Origin of the sequence: uncultured Bacteroides sp., from assembly GCF_902472605.1 — a bacterium.
Taxonomy (GTDB): domain Bacteria; phylum Bacteroidota; class Bacteroidia; order Bacteroidales; family Bacteroidaceae; genus Phocaeicola.
The window spans coordinates 1-14,527 of the sequence record NZ_CABROP010000059.1 but is presented as its reverse complement, the minus strand read 5'-3'; the positions used below and the strand labels follow the sequence as shown (position 1 = coordinate 14,527).

Genomic DNA, 14,527 nt, shown 5'->3' with positions numbered 1-14,527 from the left:
CTTCCTCCACGAAGCACTGAATCTGGTAGGGCGACTTGCTCACGCTCACCGACGCATAGTTGGGCAGCAGGAACTTGAAGAAGCCCTGTTCCACCTCCCGGTTGGGGAAGCCTAACGTGTAGTTCTCGAACATCTTGTTGTAGCCCTTGATGGTGAGGTAGCCGCTCTGGTAGATGACCGGAATCGGGTCGGTGGAGGCCGTGTCGATGCTGTCCAATACCGGCTGGCTGGTGACGATGTGTTCCAGGTCCTCTATCGGATAATGGTGGAGCTTGAGCAGTTCGACGAGGTAGGTGGGCGTACCTGTTTCAAACCAGTAGCTGCCGAAGCGTCGGTTGGCAAAGGTGTTCAGCAGGCTGAACGGATTGTACATGCCCACGGCATTTTCCGTGAAATGGTAGCCGTCGTAATTGGCTTTCAGTTCCGCACACGCTTTCTCGTAAGTCATCCCCGTAGCCGTGGCCAAGGCGTGAATGTCTTCTTCAAAATACGTATGGATTTCCTTCTCGCTGATGCCGCAGATTTCCACATAGCGGTCGTCCATGGAAATGTCCATCAGGTTGTTCAAATCGCTGAACACGCTGACCTTTCCGAACTTGGTCACTCCCGTCAGCAGGGCGAAGCGGATGCAGCCGTCCATGGACTTCAACGCCCCGTAGAACGCTTTCAGGGTGCTGCGATACTCGTTCTGCAAGGCTTCGTTGCCGATGGCCTGCAGCATGGGCTTGTCGTATTCGTCGATGAGAATCACCACCCGCCGGCCTGTCTGCTCGCATGCGCGACGGATAACACCCTCAAAACGGGTTGCCACGGAATACTCGTCCGGATTATAGCCATATTCCGCTTCCCATTGTTTCAGGGTCAGTTCCAGCTTGTTTTCCAGACTTGCTTCCGTGTCATACTTTTCCGTATTCAAATCCAAGTGCAGCACCGGATACACCGTCCAGTCTTTCTCCAGTTTTTCGAGCGCCAGTCCCTTGAAAAGTTCCTTCTTTCCCTGCGCGTAGGCTTCGAGGGTGGACAGCAGCAGACTCTTGCCGAAACGTCGCGGACGCGTCAACGTATAATAGCATCCGGTATTGAATAATTGATAAATCAAAGCGGTTTTGTCCACATACACATAGCCGTCATGTATCAGGCCTTCAAAGTTCTGCACTCCTACCGGATATAGCTTGCTCATAACCACTGGATTTTGATTCTACTGCGAATGTAGTGATTTCTATGTTCCTTTCAAATAACTTTTACGGGATTTCAATTTTTTAATGCGAAGGGATAGGGGTATTTTGACCTTCCCGCGTTCTTATAAAATGATGAAAGTTCCAAAACGTGACTAGACATAACTAAAAATAACAAGTATGAAAGCAAAAAACTTATCAGGAATCTTTGTGCTGTTCCTATGTACACTCAGCCTTATCGGCTGCCACGAAAAAGACGAGTTTAAAGATCAGGTGGAAACCATCCGCATGTATGTGTCTGCCGAAACAAGTACGTATGTTCCTTGGGGAAGCGACCGACCGGTTGAATGTATGCTTGTCAAAGAAGAGGGGAGACCGGAATATTCGAACCTCTCCTTTAAAGGAATCACCGGATTTACGTACGAGCAGGGACATGAATATGTCTTGAAAGTAGAAAAACAGACCTTGGTCGCCCCGCTGGCTGACGGTACCCGTGTCAGATACAAGTTGCTTGAGATTATGCAGGACACTTCCATCGCTCCGTCGTCTCCGCAATGGACTTTCCTCATTGATGACCGCAAGGAATCCGATATAGACCTCAGTACTTCCTATCTGGGCATACAAATATGGCCAGCTTTTGCCCATCGTCCAAATATTTATGTAGGAGCAGTCTATCCGAAAAGCGCGTTTGCCACTTCCTTCGACAGGGAGGTTACAGACGAAAAGAGACCTATAGACCTGACATTCAGTTTTTCCAATCCCTATTATCTCACCACCATGGAGAAGGTCAGACATTTTGAGTACTTGAAAAAGATCAAAGAAGCGATAAACTCGGAGGAATATGCAAGTTATATGACTCCCGGCCGTCCTTATACCGCACAGCTGGCCGAAGTGAAAAGTCTGGAAAGCCTGAGTGGCTGCTTCATGGAAAACCCAACATTTAGCCGCACACTGGAAGATATCTGCCGACAGAAGTTCGACATGAAAAAGGTAAAAAGCCTGACAGTCGGCAAGGTTGTTTTCAAAGGTTTCACGGTATCGATGGATATGCCGGCCGACGGACTGTTCGTGAATGTGCCGTCCCATCTGGACGACCTGGTGTGTGTATGTGGACTGACTTACGGGACGAGCGCTTACTTTGTAATAGCCAGCGAGTCTCCTTATGAGGATGTGTTATCGGCCTTTAAAGGTGCATTCGTGCGTGAATACAGCCAGCCTCACGGCGCCTTACACACAGCCCAAATCGTTTTGCTGACGGCTTCGGAGGTGGACCAGAATGCCATAGTCAATGATTCGTTTGATGCTTTGGCAGATTATCTGAAGAGTCCTTTCCGAGATGGAAAAACCTACGGGTATCCTATCTTTTGCAGAGGACAGTATGTAAAAGACAACAGTTTGTTTGTAAAAAGAAAAGAATAATGCCTGGCAGGCATAAAAAATCGATAGGTGGATTTTATGATCTATATCTTATTTTGTATTTTTAGGCTTCAGAATAAAAGTCAGCACTCAAGGTTGCTGTTGTGATGGATTACTGAAATGATGGGTTATGAGAAGAATATATTGGAAAGGCGTAAAAAGAAAACTCGATAAATTCATAGAAAGGATTCTTGACTTTATCATATTTTTTACAAACTGGTTAGGTTAATATTTTATGTCAATGAAATAGTGATTTAACCTTTGTATACTGGTAAAGCCTTCAGCCGAAGGGATGACGTGAGGTGTGGATGAGCAGTTGCAGGTAGCAATTGAATATCGTCAAGAAGTTCACATTTTTTCGAAAGAAATATTCTACATTTGTGAACGTGATGATGACAACCGGAATATCAATCTTTTCATAATAACCAGAATGAATAAACACGTATCCAAAATACTGATGGGATGTTTTCTTCTGTCATTCCCGTTCAGTATGGCTGCCCAGACCTCGTCCAATGATTCCATCAGCCGGACGGTCGCCTTGGACGAAGTGACCATTGTGGCATCGAATGTCACTCGTGTGGACAATCATCTTGTGATATATCCCAACACCCAGCAGAAAAAATCGTCGAACAGCGGATATGGGGTTTTGAAACGGTTGATGATACCGGGCATGATTGTCGACACGCAGTCGAACAAGGCCGAAGCAATGGGGATGCCCGTGTCGTTCTATATTAACGGGCAACCGGCCGATGAGAGGGATGTCCGGATGCTCCGTCCGAAAGACATTGCAAAGATTGAATATCATGACAATCCGACCGGGAAATACGCGAAAGACCAGATTGTCGTCAATTTTATACTGAAGGAATACAAGGCGGGAGGTTACGTGCAGTTGGATGGCTTGCAGACAATCGGATATACGCATGGCGATTACAATCTTGCTACGACTCTCAACCGGAAGCATACGACCTATTCTGTATTTGCCGGAGCCAATTATTTTGAAGTCGGCAATAACCGGACCGGGATGGCTGAACATTATGCCTTGCCCGGCCAGTCGGTCGACCGGACAAGCGGTTCCGATGAAGCTTATTCCAAGCACAGCGAGTATGTGCAGTTCCGCTTGCAGCGCCAGAAGGCAGGACGGTATATCGTGGGGAAACTGTCGCTGATAAACAATGCTTCTCCCCGCAGCGAAGTGGCCGGAACCGTCCGCACGGGTGACGAGGTGTCCGCATTCACTACTTCCACCGACCAGAAGAGCCTGTCACCCAAACTGGACCTCACGGGTACCCTTCCTCTTTCCCAAACGCAAAGTTTTACTTTCGGTCTGCACGGCACCTATTCCCGTAACCTGTATAATCGGACTTACAGGGAGCCGGACTTTGAATCGGATTCCTATGAGTCGGAAAATGCCGGAGGCTTCCAGGTGTCTGCCCTCTACAACTACTCCAAGGAGAAACATTCTTTCTCGGTCGAGCTGTTCGATTTCCATCACGTGTGGAAGGCGCAATATGCAGGCAGTCATCCGCTGGACCAGTCGCTCTGGAAAAACGAATCGCTGGCTTTCCTTTCCTACAATTATGCCTTTACCCCGAAGCTGTCGCTACGGTCAAGAGTGGGGGTGGATTGGCTCCAGTACCGGCTTCACGGCAGTGAAAAACTCAGCAAGCTGTCGCCGCGTGTCGTTCTCAACTTCCAGTATCAGCTGAAAAGTGGGATGCTGTTATGGTCTTCGTCCTATAACAATTACAACTACGGGATGGACCTCATTAACCAGGCCCGCATCGGACTCAATCCTTACCTGGTACAGACGGGAAATCCTTACTTGAAAGTGGGACGCTCCTTCAATTCATACCTGTATTATTCCGGTAAGATAAAGAAAACGGGGCTTTCGGCCATCCTCCAGTACAAGCTGGAGCATAATCCGGTGGTCCACGACTATTATGCAGAGGATACCTATCTCGTCAAGTCGTTCACCAACCGCGGGAACATCCACTACTATGGGGCGATACTGGCGGCCTCGCACACGTTCAACCGGACGTTCAGTCTGTCGGGCGATATAAGATACAACTATACGTCTGTCCACTCCGTGTGCGAATTCGGCAGCCGTAACCTGACGGGCAACCTCAATGCCAATGTCTATCTGGGGGATTTCAGTCTTTCTCCCTATATCAATTTCAGAAACAAAATCGTCAATACTACTTCGCTGGGTATAGAAGAGACTCCCGTCAATTACGGACTGGAATGTACGTACAGCAAGGGGAATTTCTTTGCGGAGGTCAATCTCGTATCTCCCTTCACCGACCGGAAGTTCAGAAAGACGTTCCAGCATGCACTCTACGCGTACGATTCGGACGAAGATTTCAATACAAACAGCCGGTACTGCCACATCAAACTGGCCTACACCCTCGACTTCGGCCGCCAGACGAAGAAGGTGAGACAGGAGGTGGACAGGACGGTAAACAGTTCGTTGCTGAAGTCTTTCTAAGCAGGAACAGATGCTATTCCCAAGTTTCATGAATAATAAAACCATTTACGATATGAAAAAATGTATGATTCTTTTTGCCTTGCTCATGGGCTGTCTTTGGGTAAAGGCGCAGTCAGTCGTTCCGCAGGTAAATGAAAACGTGGAACTGATGAGTATCTTGTCCCGCATGGCCGGATTTCAGGAATATCACATGGATATGGCAGGGCAGTACATAAAAGACATGGACAGCTATTTTAAGGATAATACTGCGCATCCGGCTGTCCAGTACATGAAAGAACTCAGAAACAGATATGGCATCTCTTTCGATGCGGTCATGTCCATGGCTATCCATCTGGACAATCGGAACGGTACTCTTTCATTGATAGAAGAAGACGTCCCCACCTTGGACAAAAGATGGAAGGAAGTGGATAAAGGTGAATTTCTGTCTCATCTCAATAGCTTTTATAAGGATACAGAATTCAATGCGTTTTTCAAAGCCCATAAAAGCCTTTATGAAAAGGGAATCAAGTCTTATCAAGACAATGTCATCAACCATTTTGATATAGACTGGTATCCTCGTTTCTATGGCAATGAACCACAGGAAGTTTTTTCGGTGATCATCGGTTTCTGCAACGGCGGAGGAAACTATGGAGTAGACCGGCAGGTAAAAGGGAAAAAGAAGGAAGTCTTTGCGGTGGTAGGCTATTACGTGGATAAGGAAGATACGCCTATGTATAGCAAGGAATATCTGCCGACACTGATTCATGAATTTAACCATTCTTTCATCAATCATTATCTGGATGAAAATAAATATCCTGCATACGTAAAAGAACTTGAGCCTGCCGCCGCAGATTTGTTCAAGTCTTCACAATGGAGTATGTCGAGACAGGCATACAATAATTGGAAAACCATGATCAACGAGTCACTTGTCCGCGCAGCTGTGATTTGTTATATGCTGGATAAGGCATACAAACCGGAAGAAGTAAGAAATGAACTGTTGGAACAGATGCAACGAAACTTCAGGTGGATGCCGGAATTGGTGAGCCTACTGAGAAAATACGAAAAGAAGCAAGCAAAATATAGCAACTTTGAGAATTTCTATCCGAATGTGATAGACTTCTTCAAAGGATATGCTCAGACGGAAAATGAACGATTTGAGGCAATAAAGTAGAATCTGTTTTTTCCGTTTGCCGCAGATGCTTTTCCTTTTTCGCCCGGAAAAATGCCTGTCAAACATACAATCACTTCTTCCAGGAAGAAACCTTGTTTCATCTTCCGGTTAAGGAAATGCACTGTCCTGTTTCGGCGAAATTTGGCAAAAATCTTTAGCCCTTGATACGTTGAAGATAGAAATTAATTTCTTAATTTTGAGAGGTCAGTTGCTGACTTTTATATTTTGATTTGCATACTTTTGACCTTAAAATAGACATAGGATGAAACAAATCTTGATTCTTTTGTGTGCTCTGTTAGGATTGAGCAGTTGCCAGGGTGGAAACTCCACCCAAATAGACAACCGGACGGTGAAACAATTCGATGTGGCCCGCTTCATGGGTAAATGGTATGAGATAGCCCGCTACGACCATCGTTTTGAAAAGGGGATGAGCCGTGTGACGGCTACTTATACTTTGCTTCCGAATGGGCGTATCGAGGTACTGAACGCGGGATACAAGGACGGAAAATACAAGGAAATCACGGGCAAGGCAAAACAGCCTGACCCGAACGACCCTGGCAAACTGAAGGTATCGTTCTTCCTGTGGTTCTATGCCGACTATTATGTGCTCGACATTGACCCGGACTACCGCTATGTGCTGATTGGCAGCAGCAGTGACAAGTATCTCTGGATTATGAGCCGGGAAGAGAAACTTCCTGACGATGTGCTTCAGCAACTTCTTGACGAGCTGCGGAAACGCGGATATGATACAGATAGGCTGGTGTTTAATTAATGGCCGCGCTGGCGGTATTGCGAAGGAGATACTTCGAACTTTTCCTTGAACCGTCGATGGAAGTTGGTAGGATCTTGCATGCCTGACTGAAACATGATTTCCTGTACCGTCAGGTCGGTGTCTGTCAGTAATTGGACTGCGTGGTTGAGTCGTTGCTCGCGCAGGTATTCCACAGGGGTGACTCCATACAAGTTTTTGATTTTTTGCCTAAGTTGGCTACGGCTTATTCTCATGTTTTCAGCCAGTGCATTGACATCAAAGTCCACCTCCGACAGGTGGGCCTTGATTTGCAGGTCCAAATGTTCGAGGAAGCGTTTGTCGGTCTGTTTTTCGACAATGGGAACTTGCAGCGCACTATTTTCAGCAGTCGGTGCTGTGACAGATGGCACGGATTTCGAAAGTACGTGGGGGGCTTTCTTCTTCAAGTCATACCGTTTGAGGTGTCTGAACAGCATGGCAGCCAGCACCTCGCAGCTGAAAGGTTTTGCCAGATAGTCGTCGGCTTCGGAATGGATGGCTCGTAGCAGGCTGTGCTTGTTGTCGAAGTCGGAAACCAAGATGACGGGTAGGTCGGCTTGTTTTTTTATTTCATGGAGCAAAGCATAGGGGTTTATTTCGGCCATGTGAGTATCCAGTACCACAATTTCAGGGGATGATTGCCGGATGGTTTCGAGGGCTTGCCTTCCATCGGATATAAGTTCAATCTGCATGTATTTCAACAGTTCCCTTCTCATCATATCGGCCAGTACGGGGTCGGTTTCTACCACGGCCACACGCCGGTTGTTCATCGGTACATCCGTCATTTCCAGCACCTCTGCAGTATCCTTTTCGGCTTGGGTGTCGGTGGGGCGGTATTCCAGCAGGTTTTCTACCATCTGCATGAGTTGTCGACTGCTTTGCTGGAGATGCTGTAGGTCTGTACGGGTAAAACGGTTGTCCTTTTGGGAGGCCAGCTTTTCAATCGTGGAGCGAATCACGGTGAGTGGTGTGCGGAAATCACGGCTGGCCTGAATGACGAACTGGTAACGGAAGCGATTTTCGGCTTGTTCAATCCGGAGTTGGTTGTTCAGCTTGATTTTTCCTCGTACAAGATGGCCAATATAGGCCAGCAGACTGAAGGAACAGATGCCGTACAGAAGATAGGCCCATTGGGTTTGCCACCAAGGGCAAAGAATGGCGAATGAATGGCTGAGAACGGGGCCCCATGATTGATGATGGTATCTGCATCGGGCATGGAATATGTATTCGCCCGGGGGCAAATCGGTGTAGAAGTACCATCCTCCCTTAAAGGCGGGTTTCCATTGAGATTCATAGCCTTCGAGCATAAATTCGAATTCCACGGAGTCGGCAGGAATATTTTCAATGGTCGTACAATAAAAACGCAGGTTATTTTGTTTGGTGTCAAGCGTGGGTGAATGGGTGACCGTATCACCATAGGCCCATATCGTGGCAAGTTTGACACGGGGAGAGGCAAACAGGGAATAGCTGGCGCATAGTCCGATACACAATAGGATGATTTGCAAGAATCTGCTCATGATTGAGGGGATTAGGTGTTTTTCACGCCTCAAAGTTAGCATATATACGCAAAAAAACGTCATTTGCCAGCATAAATCCTTCAAATGGCAGAAGGTCTCAGCAGAAGAGGGTGGTAATTTTAGCTCACAATTCTCCCGGGAAAGAATAGAGATGTATTTGTAAATCTGTTTTAACTAAAAACATGTACTATGGTAAAACTGAAAGTAATGGCTTGGATAATGGCATCGGCAGCCACCACTTTTTCTGTCTGCGCGCAGGACATTCATATTGATCTGACGCAGAAAGGACACGAGGTCCCGTCGGGCTTGTATGGCGTTTTTTTTGAAGAAATCAATCATGCCGGCGATGGTGGACTATACGCTGAGTTGGTGAGGAATCGTAATTTTGAGGAGCATGTGCTTCCGTCGGGCATGACGTGGAAGGACGGGTATGCAGTGGCTCCTCACAGCTTGAACTATGAGCACGGAAACTATCGGGATTGGAAAATAAAATGGAATACGGATTCCTTGAAAACGGACGGATGGAAACTGACAGGAGAGGCTTCATGGGAAGTGACGGACGAAAAACCGCTGGACGCTGCCACTCCGAATGCCATGCGGTTGCACATGAAAGGAAAAGAAGTGGTATTGGAAAATACCGGATACTGGGGGATGCGGATCATCGGAAAAGACGATTATGATTTGCGGTTTTATGTCAATCCGGACAATTATGCCGGGGAGATTGAGGCCCGTATAGTATCTGAAAAAGGAAAGGTGCTGGCATCCCATACTTTCCAGGTGCAGAAAAACGGACAGTGGCAGGAGTTGAAGGCAGTACTTCGTCCCAAGACTACCGATTATAAGGCGACCCTGCAACTGGTATTTGCGGAAGCGGGTGACATTTATGTGGATTACGTATCATTGTTCCCGCAGCGTACGTTTATGGGACGAAAGAACGGCATGCGGCCGGATGTGGCCCAGATGATTGCTGACTTGAAGCCAGGTTTTGTCAGATGGCCGGGAGGATGTATTGTGGAAGGGGCTACCCTGGAAAACCGTGCCAAATGGAAGGAAACATTGGGCGATCCGATGAAGCGCCACAGCGAATGGATTTTGTGGAATTACCATTGTTCCTGGGGGTTCGGTTATCATGAGTTTTTGCAGTTTTGCGAGGATATAGGAGCCGCAGCCATGTTCGTAGCCAACGTGGGCTTGTCATGTTCAGTACGCAATGGTGACTGGACGGAAGACTATGCTCCGTATTTGCAGGATATAATGGATGCCATAGACTATGCCACTGCACCGGCCAGCAACCCGTGGGGGGCCAAACGGGCGGCAGCCGGTCATCCGGAACCTTTTAACCTGAAATATGTGGAATTGGGTAATGAGCAGGTGGGCGACCACTATGCCGAACGGTATAATTATTTCTACCGTATTCTTAAAGCCAAGTATCCGGACATCACTTTCATCTCCACGCTTCAGCTTTCTCCTAGTCGCGAAAAGTTGGAAAAAGCAGACATGATAGATCCTCACTGGTATGTGAAAGCTGATTTCTTTTATGAAAATGACCGTCTGTTTGATGAAATGGAACAGGGTAAATATGACGTGTATATCGGGGAATATGCTGTAATCACCGAGGCCAATATGAATGCGGCACTGGCTGAGGCGGCTTTCCTTACGGGAGTAGAGCGGAATTCCGATTTGGTGAAGATGGCTTCGTATGCGCCGCTGCTGGAGAATCATCATCGGAAAGACTGGCCTACTAATCTGATATGGTTTGATAATGAGAAGGTAATGGGGCGTGCGTCTTATTATGTGCAGAAAATGTATGCTCACAACCGTCCGACCTACAATGTGCCTTTTACAGCCACGGCAGACTTGTCGGCTGCTTCACGCCGTTATATGGCTGCGGGTTACGATGAGCAGACGGGCGAGCTGATTATCAAAGTGGTGAATGCGACTGATCAGGATTATACACCTGTGATTCAGGTGAAGGGAGGCACATTGGCAGAGGAGGGAACCGCAATCAGTCTGTCGGCCAGCAGTAAGAAGGAGGAAAATACGATGGATGATCCTTGCAAGATTGTGCCTCGCACCCATACCTGTAAGGGAATCGGAGAAAAGTTTGAATATACCTTCCAGCCCAATTCGTTTACGATTCTTCGGATAAAGGCTGGGAAATGAGAATCTAAATAGGAAAAACGATGAGAAAAAGAATGATGTTCAGCTTATGGCTGATGTGCGTGCCGGTGGTCTGGCTGCTGGCTGGCACCTTTACTACGCGCGAAATACATTGCCAGGCGCGTGACGGAAAAGATATCTGGGGTATGCTGTATCTGCCGGACACAGGCGGTGAGAAGAAACCGCTTGTCATCATGGCGCACGGATATAATGGCACTCATAAAGAGCTCCAGCCTTATGCCGAGTGTCTGGCCGAACAGGGGATAGCTTGTTATATCTTTGATTTCTGCGGTGGAGGAAACCATAGCCGGAGTGAGGGAAAAACCACAGAAATGACCATTTTCACGGAAAAGGAGAATGTGGAAGACATTACGCGTACGGTAAAATCATGGGATTTTGTGGATTCTACCCGTGTGGCACTTATGGGGTGCAGTCAGGGAGGACTGGTGGCTTCATTGACGGCTGCTGCTCATCCTGAAATGTATAAGGCCTTGATTTTGGTCTATCCGGCTTTGTTGATTCCTGAAACAGCTCCTCGCATGTTGCGTCTGTTTGAAGCACATTCCAACGAACCACAGGAGGTGATGGGCATGAAGCTGGGACGTGTGTATTATGAGCAAATAAATGGGTTGCCTGTACTGGATAAGATAGGTCATTACACGGGACCAGTCTTTATGGTGTATGGCGATCAGGATGGAATTGTGGCCGGAGGCTGGTTGGAAAACGCACAAAAGAAGTATCGGCAGTGTGAGGTGAAAGTAATTCCGGGAGGAGATCATGGTTTCTCTAATCCGCAGCACCACGCACAGGCTCGTGAGGCTGTGGCAGACTTTGTCTTGAGAAAGTTATAGACGATTTCAGTTGTGAAAAGGGAAAGAGGTGCAGGGAAAAACTTGCACCTCTTTTCGTGTCTCAAGCCCGGAAGCCGATGCGGCGTGTGGGCTGCGGTTCCAGTTTCAGCACCCGGTTGCCGCAGAGGTGATGGCTGGCAGCTTGTACGTCTTCCATCTCGATGGTACGGAACAGGAGGGTGTCATCGGGTAGGGTAGGTAGCGACATAATGCGTCGGGCCATGCTCTTGATGAGGCCTTGCTCTATCAGGTTGTGCACCCATCGCCCGTTGCCGAAATGTTCGTCCCGGTGGTTGGTAGCTTCCACGATGAGGCGGTACAGGGCCTCGTCTGCGGCAGGCGTCAACTGGAAATTCTGTTTCTCCAGGTAGCGGTGTGCCATCTCTCGCAGCTCGTCCGCCGTATAGTCGTCAAAGTGGAATTGGAGCGGGAAGCGGTCCTGCAAGCCCGGGTTGGTGCGCATCAGCAACTGCATCTTGTCCTCGTAGCCGGCCAGGATGACAATCAGGTCGGGATTAGGTTCCGAGAGCACGGGGAGCAGGGCATGGATGACCTCCTTGCCGAAATCCCTCGTTTCCTCCCGGGTGGTTACCAGCGTGTAGGCCTCGTCGATGAAGAGTACGCCGCCCCGTGCCTCCTGGATGGCCTCTCTGGTCTTCTTTTCCGTCTCTCCGATGAATTCACCCACGAGGTTCGTGCGGCAGGTCTCCACGGTATGCCCCACGGAAAGTAGTCCCATCCGATGGTACATCTGTCCGATGAGTTTGGCCACCGTAGTCTTTCCCGTACCGGGATTACCGAGGAACAGCATGTGGTGTCGGTTCTCGTGCGAGGTGTCGAGTCCCAGTTCCTGCCGTTTTTGGGTGAAGCGGGCCAGCATCCGGGCTTCCTCCAGATCCTCTTTCAGTCGCGTCAGTCCCACCATCTCCTGCAAGGCCTGTTCGGCATCGAGGACCTCTTCGGTGGATGCTTGCGTTGACTGGTCGTCAGAATCATCCAACTTGAGGGCATCGGTTTCTTCCGGCGTGAGAATGTCGGTTTTCAGCAGCATGTCTTCCTCGTCAAACGGTAGGGCAAGTAAGTCGGCCGGAGTCTCTTCATCCGGGTCGGCATCGGCAGGGCGGTCGGGAGTATAAATCGTATTCTGCTCGGTAAAGAGCCGTTCCATCACTTCACTGTAGGTCCGTAGCTGGCAGGTGGCCGCTAACAGTCCGTAGAAGATGAAGCGGGGGCCAGACGAGGCGTTCTGCTCCAGCCACTGTCCTAACAGGTCGACCATGAGGGTATCTTGGTCGGAGTAGGTCAGGTAGGGCACTTCTACCACTACCACCTTCTTCTGACTGATTTTCTGCTGAAGCTGGGGCCATTTCAAAGAACCGTTCAGCAGTTCTCGCAAAGAGAAATGGTAACAGAGCGATGCCTTCTTCTCACAGAAATGGAAAGCTAACAGACGGATGGCACAGGTACGGGCTTGGTCACCCGTCACGAGCAAGTGGGGCACGGGAAGCTGACGGCTGTCAAGGGCATGGAACAGTTCGATGAACTGCCGGATGAAGTTGCCGTCGCTTCCCTCCCGTAGCAGTCGGTCGAACAAGGGCAGGAAGCAGAATTTCTCGGCAAAGTATTTTTCTTCGGGTCGTCTCTGGAAATCCTCTACCTCGGTCTTGTCCCAGCGTTCGTAGCCGGCATAGAGTTCCACGAGGGCCCATCCCATTGGGTGCCCATTGCGGTAGACATAGATGCGGTAGAGGCCGACACCCCATACCTCATCAGAACAGATGTCGAAGCGGACTTTGCGAAGATTTTTTCTCGGCAGTTTGCGGGCATCGCAACCTAAGAAGCGGTATTCATCGGAATATACGCGGATGGAAAGTTCCTGTGTATCGGTAAAGCCATCGGGATGAGAGAGTTCTACAGCGAGGTGGTTCTGAGCGTATTCGGGAGCATAAAGTTCTTCAGAAAAAGTGCGGGAGACACGTAACATAAGATTTTTCATATACAACAAATGGATTTTAAAGTGAAAAAATAAATGAATAGAGTTGAAACCTGCAGGCACGAACGGTCTGCGGGAGTAGAAAGTCCCTCTCGTTTCCCCATTGAAAGAGAGGTGCGCGGCTGGTACGTCAAAGAGCACAACAATCCCGGCCTCCTTGTCGGAAGCAATAATTCATTCGATTCCTAAGCTGAGAAAAATCCGGTCAGGACCTCAGCGGAACGTAACGAAAACTCGGTGTGACATCTTTAACGATCATTTGTTGTATATCAAATCAAAGTGCGATAAATCTCCTTTAGGCGGAGGTTCGTGACAAAGATAAGCATAACTCTTGAATTAAAGAAGAATAAATGAATAATTAATAATGAATAATTAATAATGAATAACGGCGTGGGATGCGTACAAAAACTTATGTTCTTTTTGTTCTTCTGTCTGAAAAAAAGAAAAACATCCACGGATATAACGGGAAAAAGAATGCAGGTAAAGCGCTTGTGGGATTGGAAGATTATCCCTAATTTTGAGTGTAGATAAAAATGAAGAATATGGGTGACACAAATTATAATCTGCAACGGTTTCTGGATGCTCAGGAAGACATGTATCCCGTAGCATTGAAGGAAATCCGCAAGGGCGGCAAGCAGAGCCATTGGATTTGGTATATCTTCCCTCAGGAGAAGGGACTGGGATATAGCTACAACTCCCAATTCTACGGACTGGACGGTGAGGAAGAGGCCCGGGCCTATCTGGCACATCCGGTGTTAGGGACTCGTTTGCGGGAAATCACCCGTGCTTTGCTGGCGCATCGTGGGCATCGTACAGTACGGCAACTGATGGGTTCGGAGGTGGACGTGCTGAAACTGCACAGTTCGATGCAGCTGTTTGACAAGGTCTCCCCGGACGATGTGTTTGCCGAGGTGTTGAAAGCGTATTTCTCTAAATAACGTGAGTTCGATATAAGATCAAAAGATAGTAAGTTGCCCGTCATTGATAAAA

The 14,527-nt window shown here is 48.3% G+C and carries 11 protein-coding genes; 8 read left to right on the top strand and 3 right to left on the bottom strand.

Going from position 1 to position 14,527, the window contains the following annotated elements; all coding sequences use genetic code 11:
* The coding region (locus RDP42_RS11595; RefSeq protein WP_308763808.1) for an AAA family ATPase at positions 1 to 1,180 on the bottom strand (1,180 nt) is incomplete at its 3' end.
* Between the two features lie 175 nt (positions 1,181 to 1,355).
* On the opposite strand from RDP42_RS11595, the gene RDP42_RS11590 reads away from it, so the two are divergent.
* The 4 genes from RDP42_RS11590 to RDP42_RS11575 all read left to right on the top strand — a co-directional run bounded on the left by RDP42_RS11590 (position 1,356) and on the right by RDP42_RS11575 (position 6,998).
* Positions 1,356 to 2,594, top strand: coding sequence for a DUF4377 domain-containing protein (locus tag RDP42_RS11590; protein ID WP_308763807.1), 1,239 nt, complete (start codon positions 1,356 to 1,358; stop codon positions 2,592 to 2,594).
* 427 nt (positions 2,595 to 3,021) lie between these two features.
* Positions 3,022 to 5,076, top strand: a complete 2,055-nt coding sequence (locus RDP42_RS11585; RefSeq protein WP_308763806.1) for a hypothetical protein — start codon at positions 3,022 to 3,024, stop codon at positions 5,074 to 5,076.
* A 52-nt stretch (positions 5,077 to 5,128) separates the two neighbouring features.
* A complete protein-coding gene (locus RDP42_RS11580) occupies positions 5,129 to 6,226 on the top strand; it encodes a DUF4932 domain-containing protein (protein ID WP_308763805.1) in 1,098 nt (365 codons plus the stop codon).
* 262 nt (positions 6,227 to 6,488) lie between these two features.
* Positions 6,489 to 6,998: a lipocalin family protein gene (locus RDP42_RS11575; RefSeq protein WP_308763804.1), complete on the top strand. Its 510-nt coding sequence runs from the start codon at positions 6,489 to 6,491 to the stop codon at positions 6,996 to 6,998.
* Here the strand turns inward: RDP42_RS11575 and RDP42_RS11570 are convergent.
* Positions 6,995 to 8,533, bottom strand: a complete 1,539-nt coding sequence (locus tag RDP42_RS11570) for a helix-turn-helix domain-containing protein (RefSeq protein ID WP_308763803.1) — start codon at positions 8,531 to 8,533, stop codon at positions 6,995 to 6,997. The two genes, RDP42_RS11575 and RDP42_RS11570, sit on opposite strands and share 4 nt — an antisense overlap.
* Positions 8,534 to 8,722: 189 nt before the next feature.
* Here RDP42_RS11570 and RDP42_RS11565 point away from each other — a divergent pair, with 189 nt between their 5' ends.
* On the top strand, positions 8,723 to 10,696 hold the full coding sequence (locus RDP42_RS11565; protein WP_308763802.1) for an alpha-L-arabinofuranosidase C-terminal domain-containing protein: 1,974 nt from the start codon (positions 8,723 to 8,725) through the stop codon (positions 10,694 to 10,696).
* A gap of 20 nt (positions 10,697 to 10,716) precedes the next feature.
* Positions 10,717 to 11,544, top strand: a complete 828-nt coding sequence (locus RDP42_RS11560; protein WP_308763801.1) for an alpha/beta fold hydrolase — start codon at positions 10,717 to 10,719, stop codon at positions 11,542 to 11,544.
* 61 nt (positions 11,545 to 11,605) lie between these two features.
* Here RDP42_RS11560 and RDP42_RS11555 read toward each other — a convergent pair whose 3' ends face one another.
* The gene (locus RDP42_RS11555; RefSeq protein ID WP_308763800.1) at positions 11,606 to 13,540 is read right to left on the bottom strand and encodes an AAA family ATPase; all 1,935 of its coding nucleotides are present in this window, start codon (positions 13,538 to 13,540) and stop codon (positions 11,606 to 11,608) included.
* Positions 13,541 to 13,573: 33 nt separating this feature from the next.
* On the opposite strand from RDP42_RS11555, the gene RDP42_RS11550 reads away from it, so the two are divergent.
* Entirely contained in the window at positions 13,574 to 13,726 is a 153-nt protein-coding gene (locus RDP42_RS11550; protein WP_308763799.1) for a hypothetical protein, read from the top strand.
* A gap of 344 nt (positions 13,727 to 14,070) precedes the next feature.
* A complete protein-coding gene (locus tag RDP42_RS11545) occupies positions 14,071 to 14,475 on the top strand; it encodes a DUF1810 domain-containing protein (protein ID WP_374046982.1) in 405 nt (134 codons plus the stop codon).
* Positions 14,476 to 14,527 lie beyond the last annotated feature (52 nt).

Excerpts from the sequence above, each read along its gene's own strand:
- RDP42_RS11545 (WP_374046982.1), top strand. The coding sequence starts at position 14,071 with ATGAAGAATATGGGTGACACAAATTATAATCTGCAACGGTTTCTGGAT.
- RDP42_RS11580 (WP_308763805.1), top strand. The coding sequence starts at position 5,129 with ATGAAAAAATGTATGATTCTTTTTGCCTTGCTCATGGGCTGTCTTTGG.
- RDP42_RS11590 (WP_308763807.1), top strand. The coding sequence starts at position 1,356 with ATGAAAGCAAAAAACTTATCAGGAATCTTTGTGCTGTTCCTATGTACA.
- RDP42_RS11560 (WP_308763801.1), top strand. The coding sequence starts at position 10,717 with ATGAGAAAAAGAATGATGTTCAGCTTATGGCTGATGTGCGTGCCGGTG.
- RDP42_RS11550 (WP_308763799.1), top strand. The coding sequence starts at position 13,574 with ATGAATAGAGTTGAAACCTGCAGGCACGAACGGTCTGCGGGAGTAGAA.
- RDP42_RS11570 (WP_308763803.1), bottom strand. The coding sequence starts at position 8,533 with ATGAGCAGATTCTTGCAAATCATCCTATTGTGTATCGGACTATGCGCC.
- RDP42_RS11555 (WP_308763800.1), bottom strand. The coding sequence starts at position 13,540 with ATGAAAAATCTTATGTTACGTGTCTCCCGCACTTTTTCTGAAGAACTT.
- RDP42_RS11585 (WP_308763806.1), top strand. The coding sequence starts at position 3,022 with ATGAATAAACACGTATCCAAAATACTGATGGGATGTTTTCTTCTGTCA.
- RDP42_RS11565 (WP_308763802.1), top strand. The coding sequence starts at position 8,723 with ATGGTAAAACTGAAAGTAATGGCTTGGATAATGGCATCGGCAGCCACC.
- RDP42_RS11575 (WP_308763804.1), top strand. The coding sequence starts at position 6,489 with ATGAAACAAATCTTGATTCTTTTGTGTGCTCTGTTAGGATTGAGCAGT.